Source organism: Pedobacter lusitanus (genome assembly GCF_040026395.1).
Taxonomy (GTDB): domain Bacteria; phylum Bacteroidota; class Bacteroidia; order Sphingobacteriales; family Sphingobacteriaceae; genus Pedobacter; species Pedobacter lusitanus.
This window is the reverse complement of sequence record NZ_CP157278.1, coordinates 16,317-31,481: the sequence shown is the minus strand read 5'-3', so window position 1 is coordinate 31,481 and position 15,165 is coordinate 16,317. Positions and strand designations below refer to the sequence as shown.

General features: G+C 38.2%; 13 protein-coding genes and 1 pseudogene. 5 read left to right on the top strand and 9 right to left on the bottom strand.

Annotation, left to right across the window (positions count from 1 at the left end; genetic code table 11):
* The first annotated feature begins 106 nt into the window (after window positions 1-106).
* Window positions 107-562 (top strand): hypothetical protein, encoded by a 456-nt coding sequence (locus PL_RS00165; RefSeq protein ID WP_041883801.1) that lies wholly within the window; start codon window positions 107-109, stop codon window positions 560-562.
* A 38-nt stretch (window positions 563-600) separates the two neighbouring features.
* Here the strand turns inward: PL_RS00165 and PL_RS00160 are convergent, their stop codons facing one another.
* The 4 genes from PL_RS00160 to PL_RS00145 form a co-directional block, all read right to left on the bottom strand.
* Window positions 601-2,094, bottom strand: coding sequence for a WG repeat-containing protein (locus PL_RS00160; protein ID WP_348620714.1), 1,494 nt, complete (start codon window positions 2,092-2,094; stop codon window positions 601-603).
* 126 nt (window positions 2,095-2,220) lie between these two features.
* Window positions 2,221-2,970, bottom strand: a complete 750-nt coding sequence (locus PL_RS00155) for a M57 family metalloprotease (RefSeq protein WP_348620713.1) — start codon at window positions 2,968-2,970, stop codon at window positions 2,221-2,223.
* Between the two features lie 191 nt (window positions 2,971-3,161).
* Window positions 3,162-3,314: a hypothetical protein gene (locus PL_RS00150; RefSeq protein ID WP_160292129.1), complete on the bottom strand. Its 153-nt coding sequence runs from the start codon at window positions 3,312-3,314 to the stop codon at window positions 3,162-3,164.
* Window positions 3,315-3,339: 25 nt separating this feature from the next.
* The gene (locus PL_RS00145) at window positions 3,340-4,803 is read right to left on the bottom strand and encodes a PLP-dependent aminotransferase family protein (RefSeq protein WP_041883520.1); all 1,464 of its coding nucleotides are present in this window, start codon (window positions 4,801-4,803) and stop codon (window positions 3,340-3,342) included.
* A 190-nt stretch (window positions 4,804-4,993) separates the two neighbouring features.
* Between PL_RS00145 and PL_RS00140 the strand changes: the two genes are divergently transcribed.
* A complete protein-coding gene (locus tag PL_RS00140; protein ID WP_041883536.1) occupies window positions 4,994-5,446 on the top strand; it encodes a DoxX family protein in 453 nt (150 codons plus the stop codon).
* Between the two features lie 80 nt (window positions 5,447-5,526).
* On the opposite strand, the gene PL_RS00135 is transcribed toward PL_RS00140, so the two are convergent.
* Together PL_RS00135 and PL_RS00130 are read right to left on the bottom strand one after the other, a co-directional pair.
* The gene (locus tag PL_RS00135; RefSeq protein ID WP_041883521.1) at window positions 5,527-5,961 is read right to left on the bottom strand and encodes a carboxymuconolactone decarboxylase family protein; all 435 of its coding nucleotides are present in this window, start codon (window positions 5,959-5,961) and stop codon (window positions 5,527-5,529) included.
* A 197-nt stretch (window positions 5,962-6,158) separates the two neighbouring features.
* Window positions 6,159-7,439, bottom strand: a complete 1,281-nt coding sequence (locus tag PL_RS00130; RefSeq protein WP_041883522.1) for a hypothetical protein — start codon at window positions 7,437-7,439, stop codon at window positions 6,159-6,161.
* Window positions 7,440-7,655: 216 nt separating this feature from the next.
* Here PL_RS00130 and PL_RS00125 point away from each other — a divergent pair, with 216 nt between their 5' ends.
* The 3 genes and pseudogenes from PL_RS00125 to PL_RS00115 all read left to right on the top strand — a co-directional run bounded on the left by PL_RS00125 (window position 7,656) and on the right by PL_RS00115 (window position 8,677).
* Window positions 7,656-7,796 (top strand): sigma factor, encoded by a 141-nt coding sequence (locus tag PL_RS00125; protein WP_235324576.1) that lies wholly within the window; start codon window positions 7,656-7,658, stop codon window positions 7,794-7,796.
* A 12-nt stretch (window positions 7,797-7,808) separates the two neighbouring features.
* Window positions 7,809-8,132 (top strand): annotated as a pseudogene (locus PL_RS00120) (RNA polymerase sigma factor); the annotation flags it as partial.
* Between the two features lie 2 nt (window positions 8,133-8,134).
* Window positions 8,135-8,677: a hypothetical protein gene (locus tag PL_RS00115; protein WP_041883524.1), complete on the top strand. Its 543-nt coding sequence runs from the start codon at window positions 8,135-8,137 to the stop codon at window positions 8,675-8,677.
* 85 nt (window positions 8,678-8,762) lie between these two features.
* Here the strand turns inward: PL_RS00115 and PL_RS00110 are convergent, their stop codons facing one another.
* The 3 genes from PL_RS00110 to xylA all read right to left on the bottom strand — a co-directional run bounded on the left by PL_RS00110 (window position 8,763) and on the right by xylA (window position 15,161).
* Window positions 8,763-10,265, bottom strand: coding sequence for a RagB/SusD family nutrient uptake outer membrane protein (locus PL_RS00110; RefSeq protein WP_041883525.1), 1,503 nt, complete (start codon window positions 10,263-10,265; stop codon window positions 8,763-8,765).
* A 104-nt stretch (window positions 10,266-10,369) separates the two neighbouring features.
* Entirely contained in the window at window positions 10,370-13,510 is a 3,141-nt protein-coding gene (locus PL_RS00105) for a SusC/RagA family TonB-linked outer membrane protein (protein WP_200890765.1), read from the bottom strand.
* Between the two features lie 319 nt (window positions 13,511-13,829).
* Window positions 13,830-15,161, bottom strand: coding sequence for a xylose isomerase (gene xylA, locus PL_RS00100; protein WP_041883538.1), 1,332 nt, complete (start codon window positions 15,159-15,161; stop codon window positions 13,830-13,832).
* Between the last annotated feature and the right edge of the window lie 4 nt (window positions 15,162-15,165).

The following is a 15,165-nucleotide window of genomic DNA, read 5'->3' as shown; positions in this document are numbered from 1 at the left end:
CAATAATTATAATTTAAAATAGCTAATATCTTTTACTTTCCGGCCAAACCTTATAAAATCCAAAGGAATAACGACATTGACCAAAGTATCTAATTGCTTTTACACCATGACTGATCCAACCTCCGAAAACCTGAATATTCCTTACACGACAGTTCTTTTGCCTTTAACAGAAGAAGACAAACAAGTAATTGAAAAAGAACTAAAGAATACTTACCAGGGAAATTTTCTACTATTACCCCTTTTAGTATTATTTTATTTTTTTGGATTGTACTATTTCCTCTTCATTTTGATCATTGTCCTGATCTATAACATATTTTCTTTTTCCAGCACTAAAAAAAACGAACTCTCCTTAAATAATCCGAAGATTATATTAACAGGTAAAATCACCAAAAAGGAACCTCCTGGTGATGGATTGTTTGTTTTTATGGGACAGGAAAAATTTGAGCTGACTTATGCAAATATTACCTATCCCATCGAGGTGGGTGATACAGTTTCTCTTCATTATTCACAATTCGATACTACCCTGAGAGGTATCCTTCTCGGCGTAGAAAAAGAGAACTAAATAAATATATTACGCTGAGAGTTATCATTAAAAAAGCCTCACAAAGAACCATCAGTTAGTTCAAAATCTCCTATCCTATTATATTTGGGTTTAACAATTATATTCCCTTTCAAATCCATCAGCCCCAGTTTTACCTGAACTGATTCCTTATCATTGCTGTCCAGATTGCAAAAACGGATCAATCCATATTGATAGGACATGAATTTCCGCCTTTTATTCTGACTTAAATCAATTGATATCTTTTTGTCCAAACCAATAAAATAAACAGGCTCCTTATCCATATTTGTTACCGTATACAAACCGTTGTTCAAATCGGCAATTCCTTTATCCTCAACGGACATAATTCTTTTTCCTTCACTGTTAATCAATATCGTTTCATATTTATTTTTAATAGTCTTTGCCAATAGATACCTGCTATCCAGAATCTTCAGATTTTTCCAGTTATACCCAAGTTTAAATTCTCCTTTAGTATTGATCAGTGCATGGTCAAACTCACCGTCATCCTGATCATCAAACCTGGCTATTACTGCCATACCATGACTAAAGCTTTCTGATGCCCTGGCAAGCTCTGGTTTCACAACCTCTTTTCCGCTGATATCAATGTAGCCATAATTAGGATAATATTCCTTATAAACCTTATCCTGTTTGTAAACCATAACTCGGGCCAGACCATTGCTAAAACTTAATATTTCCCGGTAAACCGGTTTGGCCAGAACCTGCCCTTTTGTATTGATTAACCCATATATAAAACTATCCTCAAATTTTGTATCCGCTAACGAAAAACTCGCCAAACCATGCAAAAATCTATAATCAATGTCATATTTAACATCAGTGACCGCCTCTCCTTTTAAATTCAGCAACCTGCCTATACTTTTTTTATTATTAATTGCGGATGTATATTTTTCTGATACTCTCGCATATCCACCTTCAAAAGCTTCTGCATTAACATACTGAAGTTTAATCACTTCAGTACCCTTTAAATTAATGTAACCATAATTCCCATCTTTAGCTACCACTGCCATTCCCTGTGAAAAATATCCAACAGTATCATATACAGGACGAACTGCTATTTTCCCTTTCATATCTATAAAGCCCCATTTTCCATCAACTTCAACTGCCGCCAAACCTTCGCTGAAAAAAGCCGCATTGGTAAACTGAACGGGAATTACCAGCACACCAGAAGCATTACAAAAGCCCCATTTACCTTTTTCTGCTTTTTTGATTACAATATCCTGGTATTGATCACCGTGTTTCTCAGCATCTTTATCTTTTGCCAGCCCGGGATCAACGGATACAACCATGGGTGCCTTATATTCCGGACTGTATTTTCCAATATTTACGGGTACCAGATTGTTTCCCCACGAACCTGCATCATCATAAATAAGAGGAACCACTTCACGGCCAGAAACATCAATAAATCCATATTTACCATTCAGGTCTACCTGGGCCAAATGTCTTTTTTCTTTTTGCGCGAATGCAATTGAACAGCATCCGATTAACAGAAGAAACAGCGGAAATTTCATATCAATCATAGTTTCTAAAATAAATTATTAACATCATATCTCTATACAGCAGAAACAAAAAGAAGCTGTCTCAGGAGACAACTTCTCAATGCATTACGATCTTTATTTTTTAATTATTCTGGCAGATTTTTTATACTATAACGGATATAACGCAGCAGTTGCCTGTTTATCTTTTGCTGATAAAACACTGGCACCGCTACCACATTGTCCGCCATTCATCATTGATAAGGCATCCGTTCCACCAACACCCGGTACATCAATTGAAGTAGATTGGTTGGTATGTTTAAAGGATATAGTATGCCCAAATTCGTGTGCAATAGTTCTTTGACGTTGTGCAAAAGAATTATTTTTAATCAGCTCCTGATTAATCCAGACTGTGTTACCTGCTTTACCATTTGAAGTAGATAAATAAGCTTGTCCACAAGTACTGCTACCGATAGTATTATCCACTTTGATTAAGATATCATAAGTGCTACCAGTTACAATGCTGAACTTAATTTTAGAGTTAGGCACGTTATTCCACTGTTTAATTGCCGAATCAATTTCAGGTCTCATGCTTGTTATCGAAGGATCAACTTTAACAGTAATATTAGAGCTATTGGTTACAAGATAGCCATTATAATATTGCTCTGTTTTTGGTTTTCCATTATCAGCAGGAACTTCCATATTTTTATCAAATACAATATCGCCATCAACGATATATCTATTTCCATTCTCAACTATCTGTGAGTCTGTAAATCCAAGATTTTTGATATAAGCAAGTACTTTGTTTGTCTGCTGATTGTTGGTTTCCTGATTTACAGGCACTTCGTTCTTTTTCGAACATGAAGTAATTAAAATAGCAAATGATGCTACTAAGGCAACGCTTTTGAATAGGTTTTTCATAGATTAGGTTTTAGGGTAGATCGTAATGATTATGTAATTTAATAATTACTAATTAAAAATATCAAAAAAGATACATTAATATATACTTGTAATGAATATTTTTTAAACGGATCTATTCCTAAAATTCAAAAAGAAAATATTTTTATATCAGAACAATATTTTCTTCACCTTAAAGAAGAATCCTATTTACATTAAAAATCGATCAGATGTTTAAATTGAATTTTAGAATAGCCTTTAGAAATATCTAAAAGAAACTGATTAATACCTGTATAAGTATAGGCGGAATGATAATAGCGATCGCTGCTTTTATCATCATCCTGTCCGTAAAATAGGAGTAATTCCAAAAAACAATCAATAACTTTAATGAATTCAACGCAATATCGTCTTCAAGATTCCAAGCGCCGCAGTCATTTCATTTTCCTCCATTGAAGCAAAACCCATTCTAAGTGCATTGGTAGAAAAGGACTCGTTTTTATAAAAATTCCCATTACCAATATAAAGCCCTTTTTTTAAAGCATTTTCAGACATTTTGATCAGATCTATACTTTGATCGAAATTCGACCACACTCCCAGCCCCCCTTCAGGAACTTTAAACTCTATTATACCCTCAAAATCTGATTTAAGTAGCTGACAAAAAAGATTCCTGCGTTGTTTATATATTTTTAATGACTTCCGGAAATGCCTTTCCATCTCACCATTATCATACATTACAGCAAATGCCTCTTCCAACAAAGTATCTCCCTGTTTGTCTATTAGCTGTCTCAATGACGATGCAGCTTCAATAAATGCAGGTGGGCCAGTCATAAATCCTACCCGAAGTGCCGGGGCAAATGTTTTAGAGATAGAACCAATGTAAATTACATTATGATTGTGATCAATACTTGCCAGCGGCAGATAAGGTTTATTATCATAATGAAAATCAAAATCATAGTCGTCTTCTATAACTGCAAAACGGTATTCTTTGGCCAGATTTAACAGTTTTAGCCTGCGCTCCATACTCATCGTCACTGTGGTCGGGAAGTGATGATGCGGGATGGTATAAACAGCTCTTATTTTCTTATGTTTTAGTATATCTTCCAGATAATTTACATCCATTCCATTACCATCAACAGGAATCCGAAGCAGATTAGCACCCGAATACCTGAACGTATCATCAGCAAAACAATAATTAGAAGTACCTACTGCGATATAATCTGCAGGTTGTAAAAGCAATTGTGCCGCTAAATATATCCCCATCTGACTACCTTTTGTAATCAGCATATCTTCAACCGGAACCACCAGTCCCCTGGTATTGGAAAGATAATTTGATATAGAGTGACGAAGATGTTCAGACCCTCTGGAGCTGCCATACTTCAGAAAGTTTTTCCCGAAAAATTTCCTGGAAAGGCTTCGGTACTCTCGCATTAGCGGATCTATAGGAGCCAGCCTGACGTCAGGAAAACCATCATCAATAGTCAGTACGGTGTGCTGAAAATTGTCACCAGGCACTGAGTTTTCAAACTGGTTAGTCCATATAAAAGCCTCCTGAGATCTACTATTTTTATTGGTTTCCGGTAGCTTAATTTTCGGCTGTATGGGTAATCCTGAAAGAACAAACACTCCTTTTCGCTCCACAGATTCAGCCCACCCCTGGCTTATCAATTCTTCATATGCCAGTTTTACCGTGTTTCTGTTAATACCAATCAGTTCTGCAAGCATGCGGGAGCTTGGCAATACATCCGATGGTTGCAGGGTACCATTTGTAATTAATACTATAAAGCTATTACACACCTGGATATGTAGCGTTACTGGAGTATTCCGATCTACTTGAATCAATGATTTGTATGGCAACATCTGGGCTGTGGTTTTATAAAAAATAGCACTCAAATATCAGTCCAGCCTCCTGATCATAATTATTAACTGAACCTTCATAGCCACATCACCAATCTGGGCCATATATATTATCAAAACTGGTCTGTAATCATAGCCCAGTAAGTACCTAATTTTGCAGGTAGAAAAAACAATTAAATACAAATTTATACTGATGAAAAACTCTTTTAAAATACCTCAGCTTCTTTTACGGATAGCATTAGGTATAGGTTTCCTGGTAACCGTATCAGACAGAATGGGTCTTCTGGGCCCGATGGGCACTGAGAACAAAAACATTGAATGGGGTAACTGGACTAATTTTATAACCTATACCGGCACATTAATGCCTTATTTGGATAGACCGGCAGTCAATGTAATAGGTGGCATTGCTACTTTAGCCGAAACTATCATTGGAATTATGCTCATTACCGGATTCAAAACAAGACTGGCCGCCATAGGCAGCTGTATGCTGACACTGGTTTTTGCATTGATGATGACTATATTTTTAGGAATAAAAGCACCAATCAATTTTGCTGTATTTCCAGTTTGTACAGCTAGTCTGTTACTGGCAACAATTCCGGTTTACAACTGGAGCATAGACAGCCTGATCATGGGCAAAGCCGAATAAAATTATCAGTTAAAAGAATACCATATAAAAAAGCAAGGCTTCTGAATTAAAGACCTTGCTTTTTTATATGATATAGTAATTTATGCTGGAATCAGATTGGTTGTAATACCAATTCTGTTCCAGGCATTAATTGTAATAATTGCCAGAATAACCTGTGCCAGATAAGTTTCATCGAGCACTTCAGCCGCCTTTTTATAGGTTTCATCTGATACATGGTTATTAATCAGAGTAACTTCCTCTGTCAGAGCCAATATTGCACGTTCCTGTTCAGAAAAGAAAGGCGTATCTCTCCAGGCATTAAGCGCGTAAATACGTTGTTCTGTTTCGCCTGCTTTGCGGGCATCTTTAGTGTGCATATCAATACAGAAAGCACATCTGTTTATTTGTGAAGCTCTGATTTTTATCAGGTCTTTATGTATTCTTGTCAGTGGAGTACTTTCAATAAACTTTTCCAGTCCGAGAATTGCTTTGTATCCTTCTGGTTCTACCTTGTCAATTTTAATTCGTGTTGTCATTTCCTGAAAATTATTAAGATTTGAAATATTATTTTCTTTATCAAAGCTATATCAGCATAAGTTGTACCGCTTATTTGAGCACGATAAATTCAGGCCTTATTTCTTTTCACAAAATTAACTTATTGACAGGGTTACGATATATACCAATTATAAAATAATGGGTGGCCCAGTAAGCCACCGGGATTATGATCGAACAGTTATTTGCCAGAAAACATCAATGCCATTTTCTGCGCTCTGTTATAAGACACTGGCCAGGAATCAGCGCTGCTCAGACTTGCCAGCTTATAGTAGTCCTTAGCCTTTTGACCATCGCCTTTTAGCATACTCAAATAAGCCTTGAGCTCAAAGATGAAATTTTTAAGTTTGATAGCTGATTCTTTCTGTTCATTCAGAAAATCCAGGATACGTTCTGCTCCTGTCAACCGCTCATCTGTAAAACGTTCATTTTTAAAACCTCCCGCAAATCCAAACCAATATTCCCACGGCCCACCATTTGCATGACGATTATAAGCCTCCTTTATTAGCTGAATACTGACTTCAAGCAATATACCATTGATCTTGCTATCTTTTTTAGTCGTGTCGTTTGCCAGGGCAAAATAGCGATCTATTGTCGTGTTTAACCCTTTATTTCCAATCTCATCTAATATCATCTCTTTACGGAACATTGCAGGATCGAGCTGTAAAAAGCTTTCGTAAGCATAAGCCACAGGAAAGTGCGAACTTATTTTTTCCAGTCTGTATCCCCTGGCAAGTTCCTTTTTAAGATCAATGACATAGGGTTTATTGAAGTCATGGAAATTATAGATATAGACAATTCCACGCTTAAGATCATAAATATTCGAATAAATAGTTGATAGCTTTCCTTCCTGACGGGTATGACTAAGAATATCTCTTAAAAAAGGTACACTTAAAGTTTTTGCGTCTTTTAATGCCTCTTCAGAGATATCATATCTTCTGCAGGAATATTTACCTGTTTTCAACGCTGCGATATTAAAATTTGTATTGATCTGATAGCTGGCAGTCTTAACAACCTTTGTTCCGACATTGATTATTACAGAATTTCCCAAAGCATCTGCTATCAGAACCTGAGAATTGTCAGAATAATCATACTTCTCCAGCATCTTTAAGACTTCCGGCACTGTTTTACATTTTCCCAGTATTTCAAAAAAAAGATCTCCTTTATAAATATTCTTTAAATTGTATTTTGAAGCATCAATATTCTGCGCAGTAAAATCATAAAAAAGTCCATACTCATTCATCGCTGCCTGTGCCTGGAGATCAGGCAATCCGAAACAGATTGAACCATATCTGTCTGCAGTTCGCGGACTTAGCCACATTCGGGCAAAACCCATATAATCATCCTCATTTGCAGCTGCAAATACTTCACCTTTTAATGCACAGGATATAACCGTACATGCATTGGCTACCTGCCCCACAATGGTCAGGGCTATAATTACTGACAATATTTTTAGTTTCATCTTTCGTTAAAATTCATCAACAGAATAATGTAGTTATAATTATTGATAATCAACAACATAATTGTCCTGATTATATTTCAGATTAAAATACACTTTTGTAAGTTTTCTAACCTTTCTCCTACTTATACAGGAAATTAGAAAATATGAAAAGATCACCTTTTGATAAGCTGTCCTCCGTCAGCAGAAGATTAATGCCTAACTTAATCAAACATAGCGATGGATGAAACACAGTTTTTAGTACTTATTAAAACGCATCAGGGGATTATTCATAAAATATGCCGCCTGTACCGGGATACGCCCGAAGATCGCGAAGACATTTTTCAGGAAATCACTTTCCAGCTTTGGAAAGCTCAGTAGAGTTTTAAAAATGAGTCAAAGATAAGCACCTGGATCTACCGTATTGCATTGAATACCGCAATAGCTACCTTCCGTAAAAAGAAACAGGCTATTGAATACCGTCCTGTTTTACCGGATCTTCCCGAAGAACAGCCCTGCGAAAATTCAGCCTTACGTCATGATCTTTTATTTGCTGCTTTGAAACGACTTGATGATAGTGACAAAGCCATAATCACCTTATATCTTGAAGACTTAAGCTATCAGCAAATAGCAGACATTATTGGTATTAGTGAAAATTACGTAGGTGTTAAACTCAACAGAATAAAAATCAAAATTCAAAAATACTTAACTCAATAATCATGGAACTCAACGACATAAAATCGACCTGGAATACCACAAAAACTCCCGAAATGTCAGAAACAGCAATTCAGGCCATGTTATCAGAAAATAAACATCCCGTTTTAAAAGGTATCAGGAAACAGCTTACTATAGAACTACTTGGCTGGGGTATTTTTCTTTCCTGTTATTACACCATGTTTGACGGAAATTTAAAACCTATGTGGGTTAATATCCTGCTTATCCTTTCTGTCCTGTTTCCAATCCTTCATAACCTTACAGGCTATCGTTTTGCAAAGTATTTAATCCATGGGACCAGTCTTCGTGAATCCTTAAAAAATTATTTGTCAAAAGTCAAAATTTATGCAGTAATAGCGGTTATCAGCCGGCAAATCTACCTGACCGGATTGCTATTATTTTTCACTTATGGATTAAGCTTTAATACCAGCAGGTACCTCTCACTGACTGTCATTACCCTGATTTTTCTGGTCCAGCTTTGGCTATCAGTCAGGTTATGGACAAAACGTTTAAATCATCTCCGGAATTCATTAATAACATTCAACTGATGAGCAAAAAACAGCCCCTGCAAACCTAAAATTTACAGGGGTTTTGTTTTGTAAGAACCACGCTTACCTACTTAACTAACTAAAACTAATATCCCGGAGTTGGTATCAGATTTGTATTATTTCTCAGTTCCCTGCTTGGAATCGGGAATAAAAGTTCTCTTTCTCCCAAAACCGGCCCATAAGAAAATCTGTGACCGACATAATTATCAAATCCTTTGGTGCTCACATTAAATGCTTTACGTAAACGCACCATATCAAACCAGGTTACATTTTCAAAACAGAGCTCATACCAGCGCTCGCGCCACACAGCTTCTTTGAACTGATCACCAGACAGACCACTCAGTTCAGGTAATTTTGCTCTTTTTCTGATCAGATTAATAGCGTCATATGCTTTTGCCCCAGGTCCGCTAACCTGGTTGGAAGCCTCAGCATAGATCAGCAATACGTCAGCATAGCGGATAAGTGACCAGTTCAGATCACTATTAGCTGTGCTGGTCTGTGCTACAACATCAAAAAGCTTATACAAAAAATATCCTCCCAGATCAACCTGCTGATTTCTATTATCCTGATTTGTAAATTTGGTAAAAAAGAACTGCCCTTCTTTAGCCCGCAGATCTGCCGGATCATAGGAGTTCACAAAATCTGCCGTCGCATAAATACCACCTGTTTCTGAAGAGTAGGCAGAAATATTTTTGTTATAGGGAATAATCAGCTCCTGCCAGCTTCCGGGAATAATCTGTGCCTTATACTGGATCATAAATATATTCTCATCTACATTTCTCTTTGCCGGGTTATGCAGATCATTATACGATTCAAACAGTTTAAATTGTCTGGAATCAATAACTTCTTCAGATTTTTTTGCTGCAAGATCAAAATATTCAGCCCCTTTTTGCAATGGATAACCTGCCATAGTAAGATATACTTTGGCCAGCAGGGATTTTACAGCTCCCAGACTTACCTTTCCAGAGATATCAACCCAGGGTAAACCAGCAGCTTCTGCCGTTTTCAAATCATCGACTATTAATTTATAGACCTCTTCCGGAGTTGCCTGTTTTGGTCTTAACTGATCAGATTTCAGATCAATAGGTTCGGTAATCAAAGGAATATTGCCAAACAACTGAACCAGATTGAAATAATACCAGGCCCGCAGAAACCGGGCTTCTCCCAATAACCTTTTAGCTTCCACTGCATCCATCGCAATCGTTGGTATTTTCGCTATAGAAAGATTAGCATTACCTATACCTTTATAATAACTTTGCCAGTAAGTCAGACCATAACCATTATCCGCAGTATTTTGCAGGTCTTTGATGAAATAGCTGTTAACTGCCTGACCCAGGTCGGTCGCAGCCTGACCCGTAGCAAATTCTGTCATTGTCCAGGCACCACCGCCAAAACCACTCTCCATAGGATCACGCAGACTGGCATAAATAGCATTTACCGAGCTTCTCGCATGCTCAGGCTTGGTAAAATAGTTCTCCACTGTAAAATTACTTGGATCAGATTCGTCCAGAAACTTTTTGCAACCTGTAAAACATAATGTACTGGCTGTTAAAGCCAGGAACCCATATCTTTTTATTAGTGTTTTCATCTGTTTATATTTTTTAATTTGATGAAGCTATCATGCTCTGGTTGTCATTTGATGAGCTGTATAAGCATGATAGCTCTAAATTTTTCTTAAACATTAGCCTGTAATTACAATCCGACATTAATGCCAATCATGAACACCCTTGGCTTCGGATAATCATATAAGGCCAGTCCCTGATCGAAGGGTGCACCAGAATTGGAAACCTCAGGATCATAGCCTTTATATTTGGTAGCAAGGAAAAAGTTCTGAACAGATCCGTAAACTCTTAAACGATTTAGTTTTAAGGCCGAAACAGTTTTTGATGGAAATGTATAAGCCAGTAATAAATTACGTCCGCGGATAAACGAGCCATCTGTCACCTTGTGACTGTCGTTATTGGTTGTGTAATAGGCATTGATTGGACGAATCTGCGCAATAGGCGTATTCTGATTGGTCTCTGTCCAGGCATTTAATACCGTTTTGTAACTATTGGCAATCCCTTGTCTGTCTTCAGCAGAATGGATACTCCTGTCCAGTACATCATTACCATACATATATTGCAAATCAACTGTCAGAGACCACGATTTATACTGAAAAGTATTCAGCAGGGTACCATAACCATCAGGGATACCTTTTCCAATAATTGTTCTGTCCAGATCATTGATTTTACCATCATTGTTTAAGTCCTGATATTTGATATCACCGGGTAACATATTATATCTCTTGGCTTCTGCAGCTTCATTGCTCCCCCAGGTTCCAAGCTGTACTCTTCCAAAAAAAGATCCAACGGGCTCACCTACTCTGATTATGCCGTTACCAGAAAAGATGTCACCACTGGCCAGAGCCAGCACCTTATTTTTATTTACAGAAATATTAAAAGTAGTGCTCCAGGTAAAATTATCAGTTTTGATATTCGTAGAATTGATACTAAACTCAACACCTTTATTTTCCATACTGCCTACATTTGAGAAGATACTGCTATATCCACTGCTATAAGGTAGTGGTGCATCCAGCAACATTCCGTTAACCCTTCTGCGATACAGATCCAGTTCGAAATTTAACCTGTTGGAGAACAGTCCCACTTCCAGCCCTAAATCAATCTGTTTTGTTTTTTCCCACTGTAAAGTAGAATTGGCCATACGGTTGGTACCGATACCGATATTTCGTACTCCATCAAAAATCACGTTGTAATTACCCATACCAGCAAGCGCTCTATATGCCGGGATTTCAGAGTTACCGGTAGCCCCATAACTAGCCCGGATTTTCAGATTTGAAATTGCAGGTACACTCTTCATAAAATCCTCTTCCATAACCTTCCAGGCCAGTGCGGCAGAGGGGAAAAAGGCGTATTGATTTGCACTTCCAAATTTCGAAGAACCATCCGCACGGCCTGTAAAAGTGATTAAATACTTATTCATTAAACCATAGTTGATACGGGCGAAATAAGAGTTCAGCCCATATGCTTGTCCAATTGACGAAGGAGCCTGAGGACTCGATCCTGCACCAAGGTTATTAAACTTGAAATAGGGATCATCAAAACCTTGTGTACTGGCCTGGTTCTCGAATCGATCCATATGCTGCCAGGACACCCCACCCATAGCATTTATGCTGTGTATTTTTGAAAATTGCTTGTTATAGGTAAGATAGTTTTCAAATTGCCATGAATTATATCTGTTATTATTTACACTGGCATTTCCGTTGTCAGAAATGTACTGCATGCCTTTGGCTGCAAAATAATCCTCTCTCTGATTAATGATATTAGTTCCGATAGTCGATTTGAACTCCAGTCCCGGAGCCAGGTGAATATTGGCATACATATTTCCCAGTAATGTCTGGGTACGCAGATAGGATAATCTGTCTGCAGCCACTCTTAAAGGACTGTCTCCCCCTTCCATTCCAGGGTAATCTCTGTTACTGGCCCATGATCCATCAGCATATTTTACCGGGATAATAGGCAGGGCTTCCAATACCTGACGCATCATGGTGATCCCACCGCCGTCAAGCTGATCAACCTGTTTTTCGTTCTGATCTGTATAACCCATTGTACCACCCACTTTTAACCAGCTTTTGATCTGGCTGTCAAAAACAAAGCGACCCGAGAATCTTTTCTGCCATGAACCTCTTGCCAGACCTTCCTGATTACGATAATTTAAAAACGCGCCATAACTGCCTCTTTCATTCCCATCGGTAAATCCAAGCTGATGATTTTGGGTTATAGCTTTTTGAAAGGACTCTTTCTGCCAGTCTGTATCATATAGCGGATTTCCCTGTGCATCAAATAATTTAGGGTTCTTCCGTTTAGTTTTAGGGTCTGTATATTTTGTTCCTGTTGCCCATCCTATAGGATCATATTTCTGTGCATTGGCATAAGCCAGATCTTCGACAGCTAAAAACTCTTTTGAATTCAGTACTTCAAGTTTTCTGGGTAGTACACCTATACTGAAATCCGCATCATAGGTTACTGAACCACCGCTGGCAGTTCCGCGCTTGGTTGTAACCATAATTACACCGTTGGCACCACGCGCACCATAAATAGCCGTAGAAGAAGCATCCTTCAAGACTTCTATTGAAGCAATATCATTAGGATTGAGATAGTCAATCGGGGTACTGCCATTACGCAGATCAACCGGGTTCAATATGACACCATCAATTACATACAGGGGATTATTGGAAACACTCAGTGAACTTACCCCACGAATACGGATATTAGCCCTGCCACCTGGTCTGCCCGAATTTGAAGAGACATTCACCCCGGAAACCCGGCCGGATAAACTCTGGTTCAGGGAAGATGCAGGACGCTCCTGCAACACATCAGCTTTAACTGTACCCACAGCCCCGGTTAAATCTGATTTCTTCGCTGTTCCATACCCCACTACAACTACTTCATCCAGATTCTGAAGTTGCGGGCTGAGTTTAATCAGCATATTTCCGGAATTAACTTTTACCTCCTGAGTGATGTAACCTACATAAGAAACAATCAAAATTGCCTCATCATCCAGACCCTTAATACTAAAATTCCCATCATTGTCCGTAGTAGCAGTTTTTCCCGTGTTTTTTATCTTAATACTCGCTCCAGGTATGCCAATCCCCTTTTCATCCAAAACTTTCCCCCTTACATCGATAGATGAAAGCAGTGTATAATTATGGATTTCTCTGAGGTTTTTTGCACTTAGCTGCGTTGCTGCAGTCAGACATAGAATTGCACAAAGGCAGATGATTTTTTGGCGCAAAGCCGGGCCAATAGGCTTCAAGATGAAAAACCTGGTCATATTCATAGGATTAATTTGGTTAGGTTAGCAGACATCATATTTCCAACTAATACCTCCTTATTATGAGACAGTTACGAACCGAATAATAAAGAAAGAATAGATTGTAAATAAAAAGATACAATGCTGTTTCCATAAAGTTATAGGAATGCTCAGGACCATTATTAGCTTATATTTGCTAATTATTAAGCCATTTTGTCGGACAAGTAAACTGATAATTACTCTGGCTTATATAAATGCAAAGAGCCATGCAATAATGCATAGCTCTTTTTATAAAAGATTATATCTTTGTTCAGGTATCTGATTACAGACTTATGTTGTTTTAAATATACCTGTTGATCAGATTTTCCAGGTATTCCTGTTTCCCGCTCCGCACTTCAGGTTCACCATTTTGAACTGCATAATTCCTCAGATCCTCTAAACTTAATTTACCCTGTTCAAACTCAGCGCCTTTTCCACTATCAAATGAAGCATATCTGTCCGCTCTTATCTTTTTATAGTCCGATTGCTGAAGAATAGCATCAGCTGTGATTAAGGCCCTTGCAAAGAGATCCATTCCCCCCACATGAGCATAAAACAAATCAGCAGGATCAGTTGAATTCCGGCGGATCTTGGCATCAAAATTTACACCTCCCCCTTGCAGTCCTCCACTTTCTAAAATAATCAGCATAGCTTCAGTCAGTTCATTGATATCATTAGGAAACTGATCAGTATCCCATCCATTCTGCTCATCACCCCGGTTGGCATCAATAGAGCCCAGCAGTCCGCTGTCAGCTGCTACCTGTAATTCATGCTGAAAAGTATGTCCGGCTAAAGTGGCGTGATTCACCTCTATATTGAGTTTAAAATCAGCCAGCAGATCATACTCCTGTAAAAAGCTTTTTACTGTCGCCGCATCATAATCATACTGATGCTTAGAAGGTTCACATGGTTTCGGCTCAATAAAAAATGTTCCTTTAAAACCTTGTTTTCTTGCATAATCCTTAGCCAGATGAAGAAACCGGGCTAAATGTTCCTGCTCACGTTTCATATTTGTATTCAGCAAACTCATATAGCCCTCTCTGCCTCCCCAGAAAACATAATTCTCTCCACCAAGAGCAATAGTTGCATCTAAAGCAGCCTTTACCTGGGCAGCACCATGAGTCAGCACATGAAAATCAGGATTGGTTGATGCCCCGTTCATATAGCGTTGATGACTAAACAAATTGGCCGTTCCCCAAAGTAATTTTACTCCGCTATCGGCCTGTTTTTCCTTTGCATAGTCAACCATTGCCTGCAGTCTGCGTTCATTCTCGGCAATATCATTACCATAATCAACTATATCTACATCATGAAAACAATAATATGGCAATTGCATTTTGGTGATAAATTCAAAAGCAGCATCCATTTTATCCTTAGCTCTTGCTATCACATCTTTCTTTTCATCCCATGGAAAAACGTGGGTAGCTCCCCCAAAGGGATCGCTGCCATTACCATTAAAGGAATGCCAGTAGGCGCAGGCAAACTTAAAATGCGCGTTCATGCTTTTGCCTGCAACTATCCTGTTTGCATCATACCATCTGAAAGCCAGAGGATTGTCACTCTGCAAACCTTCAAACTGTATGGCTTCAATTCCTTTAAAAAATTCTCTTGCTCCTATAATTACTTTGGTCATACGG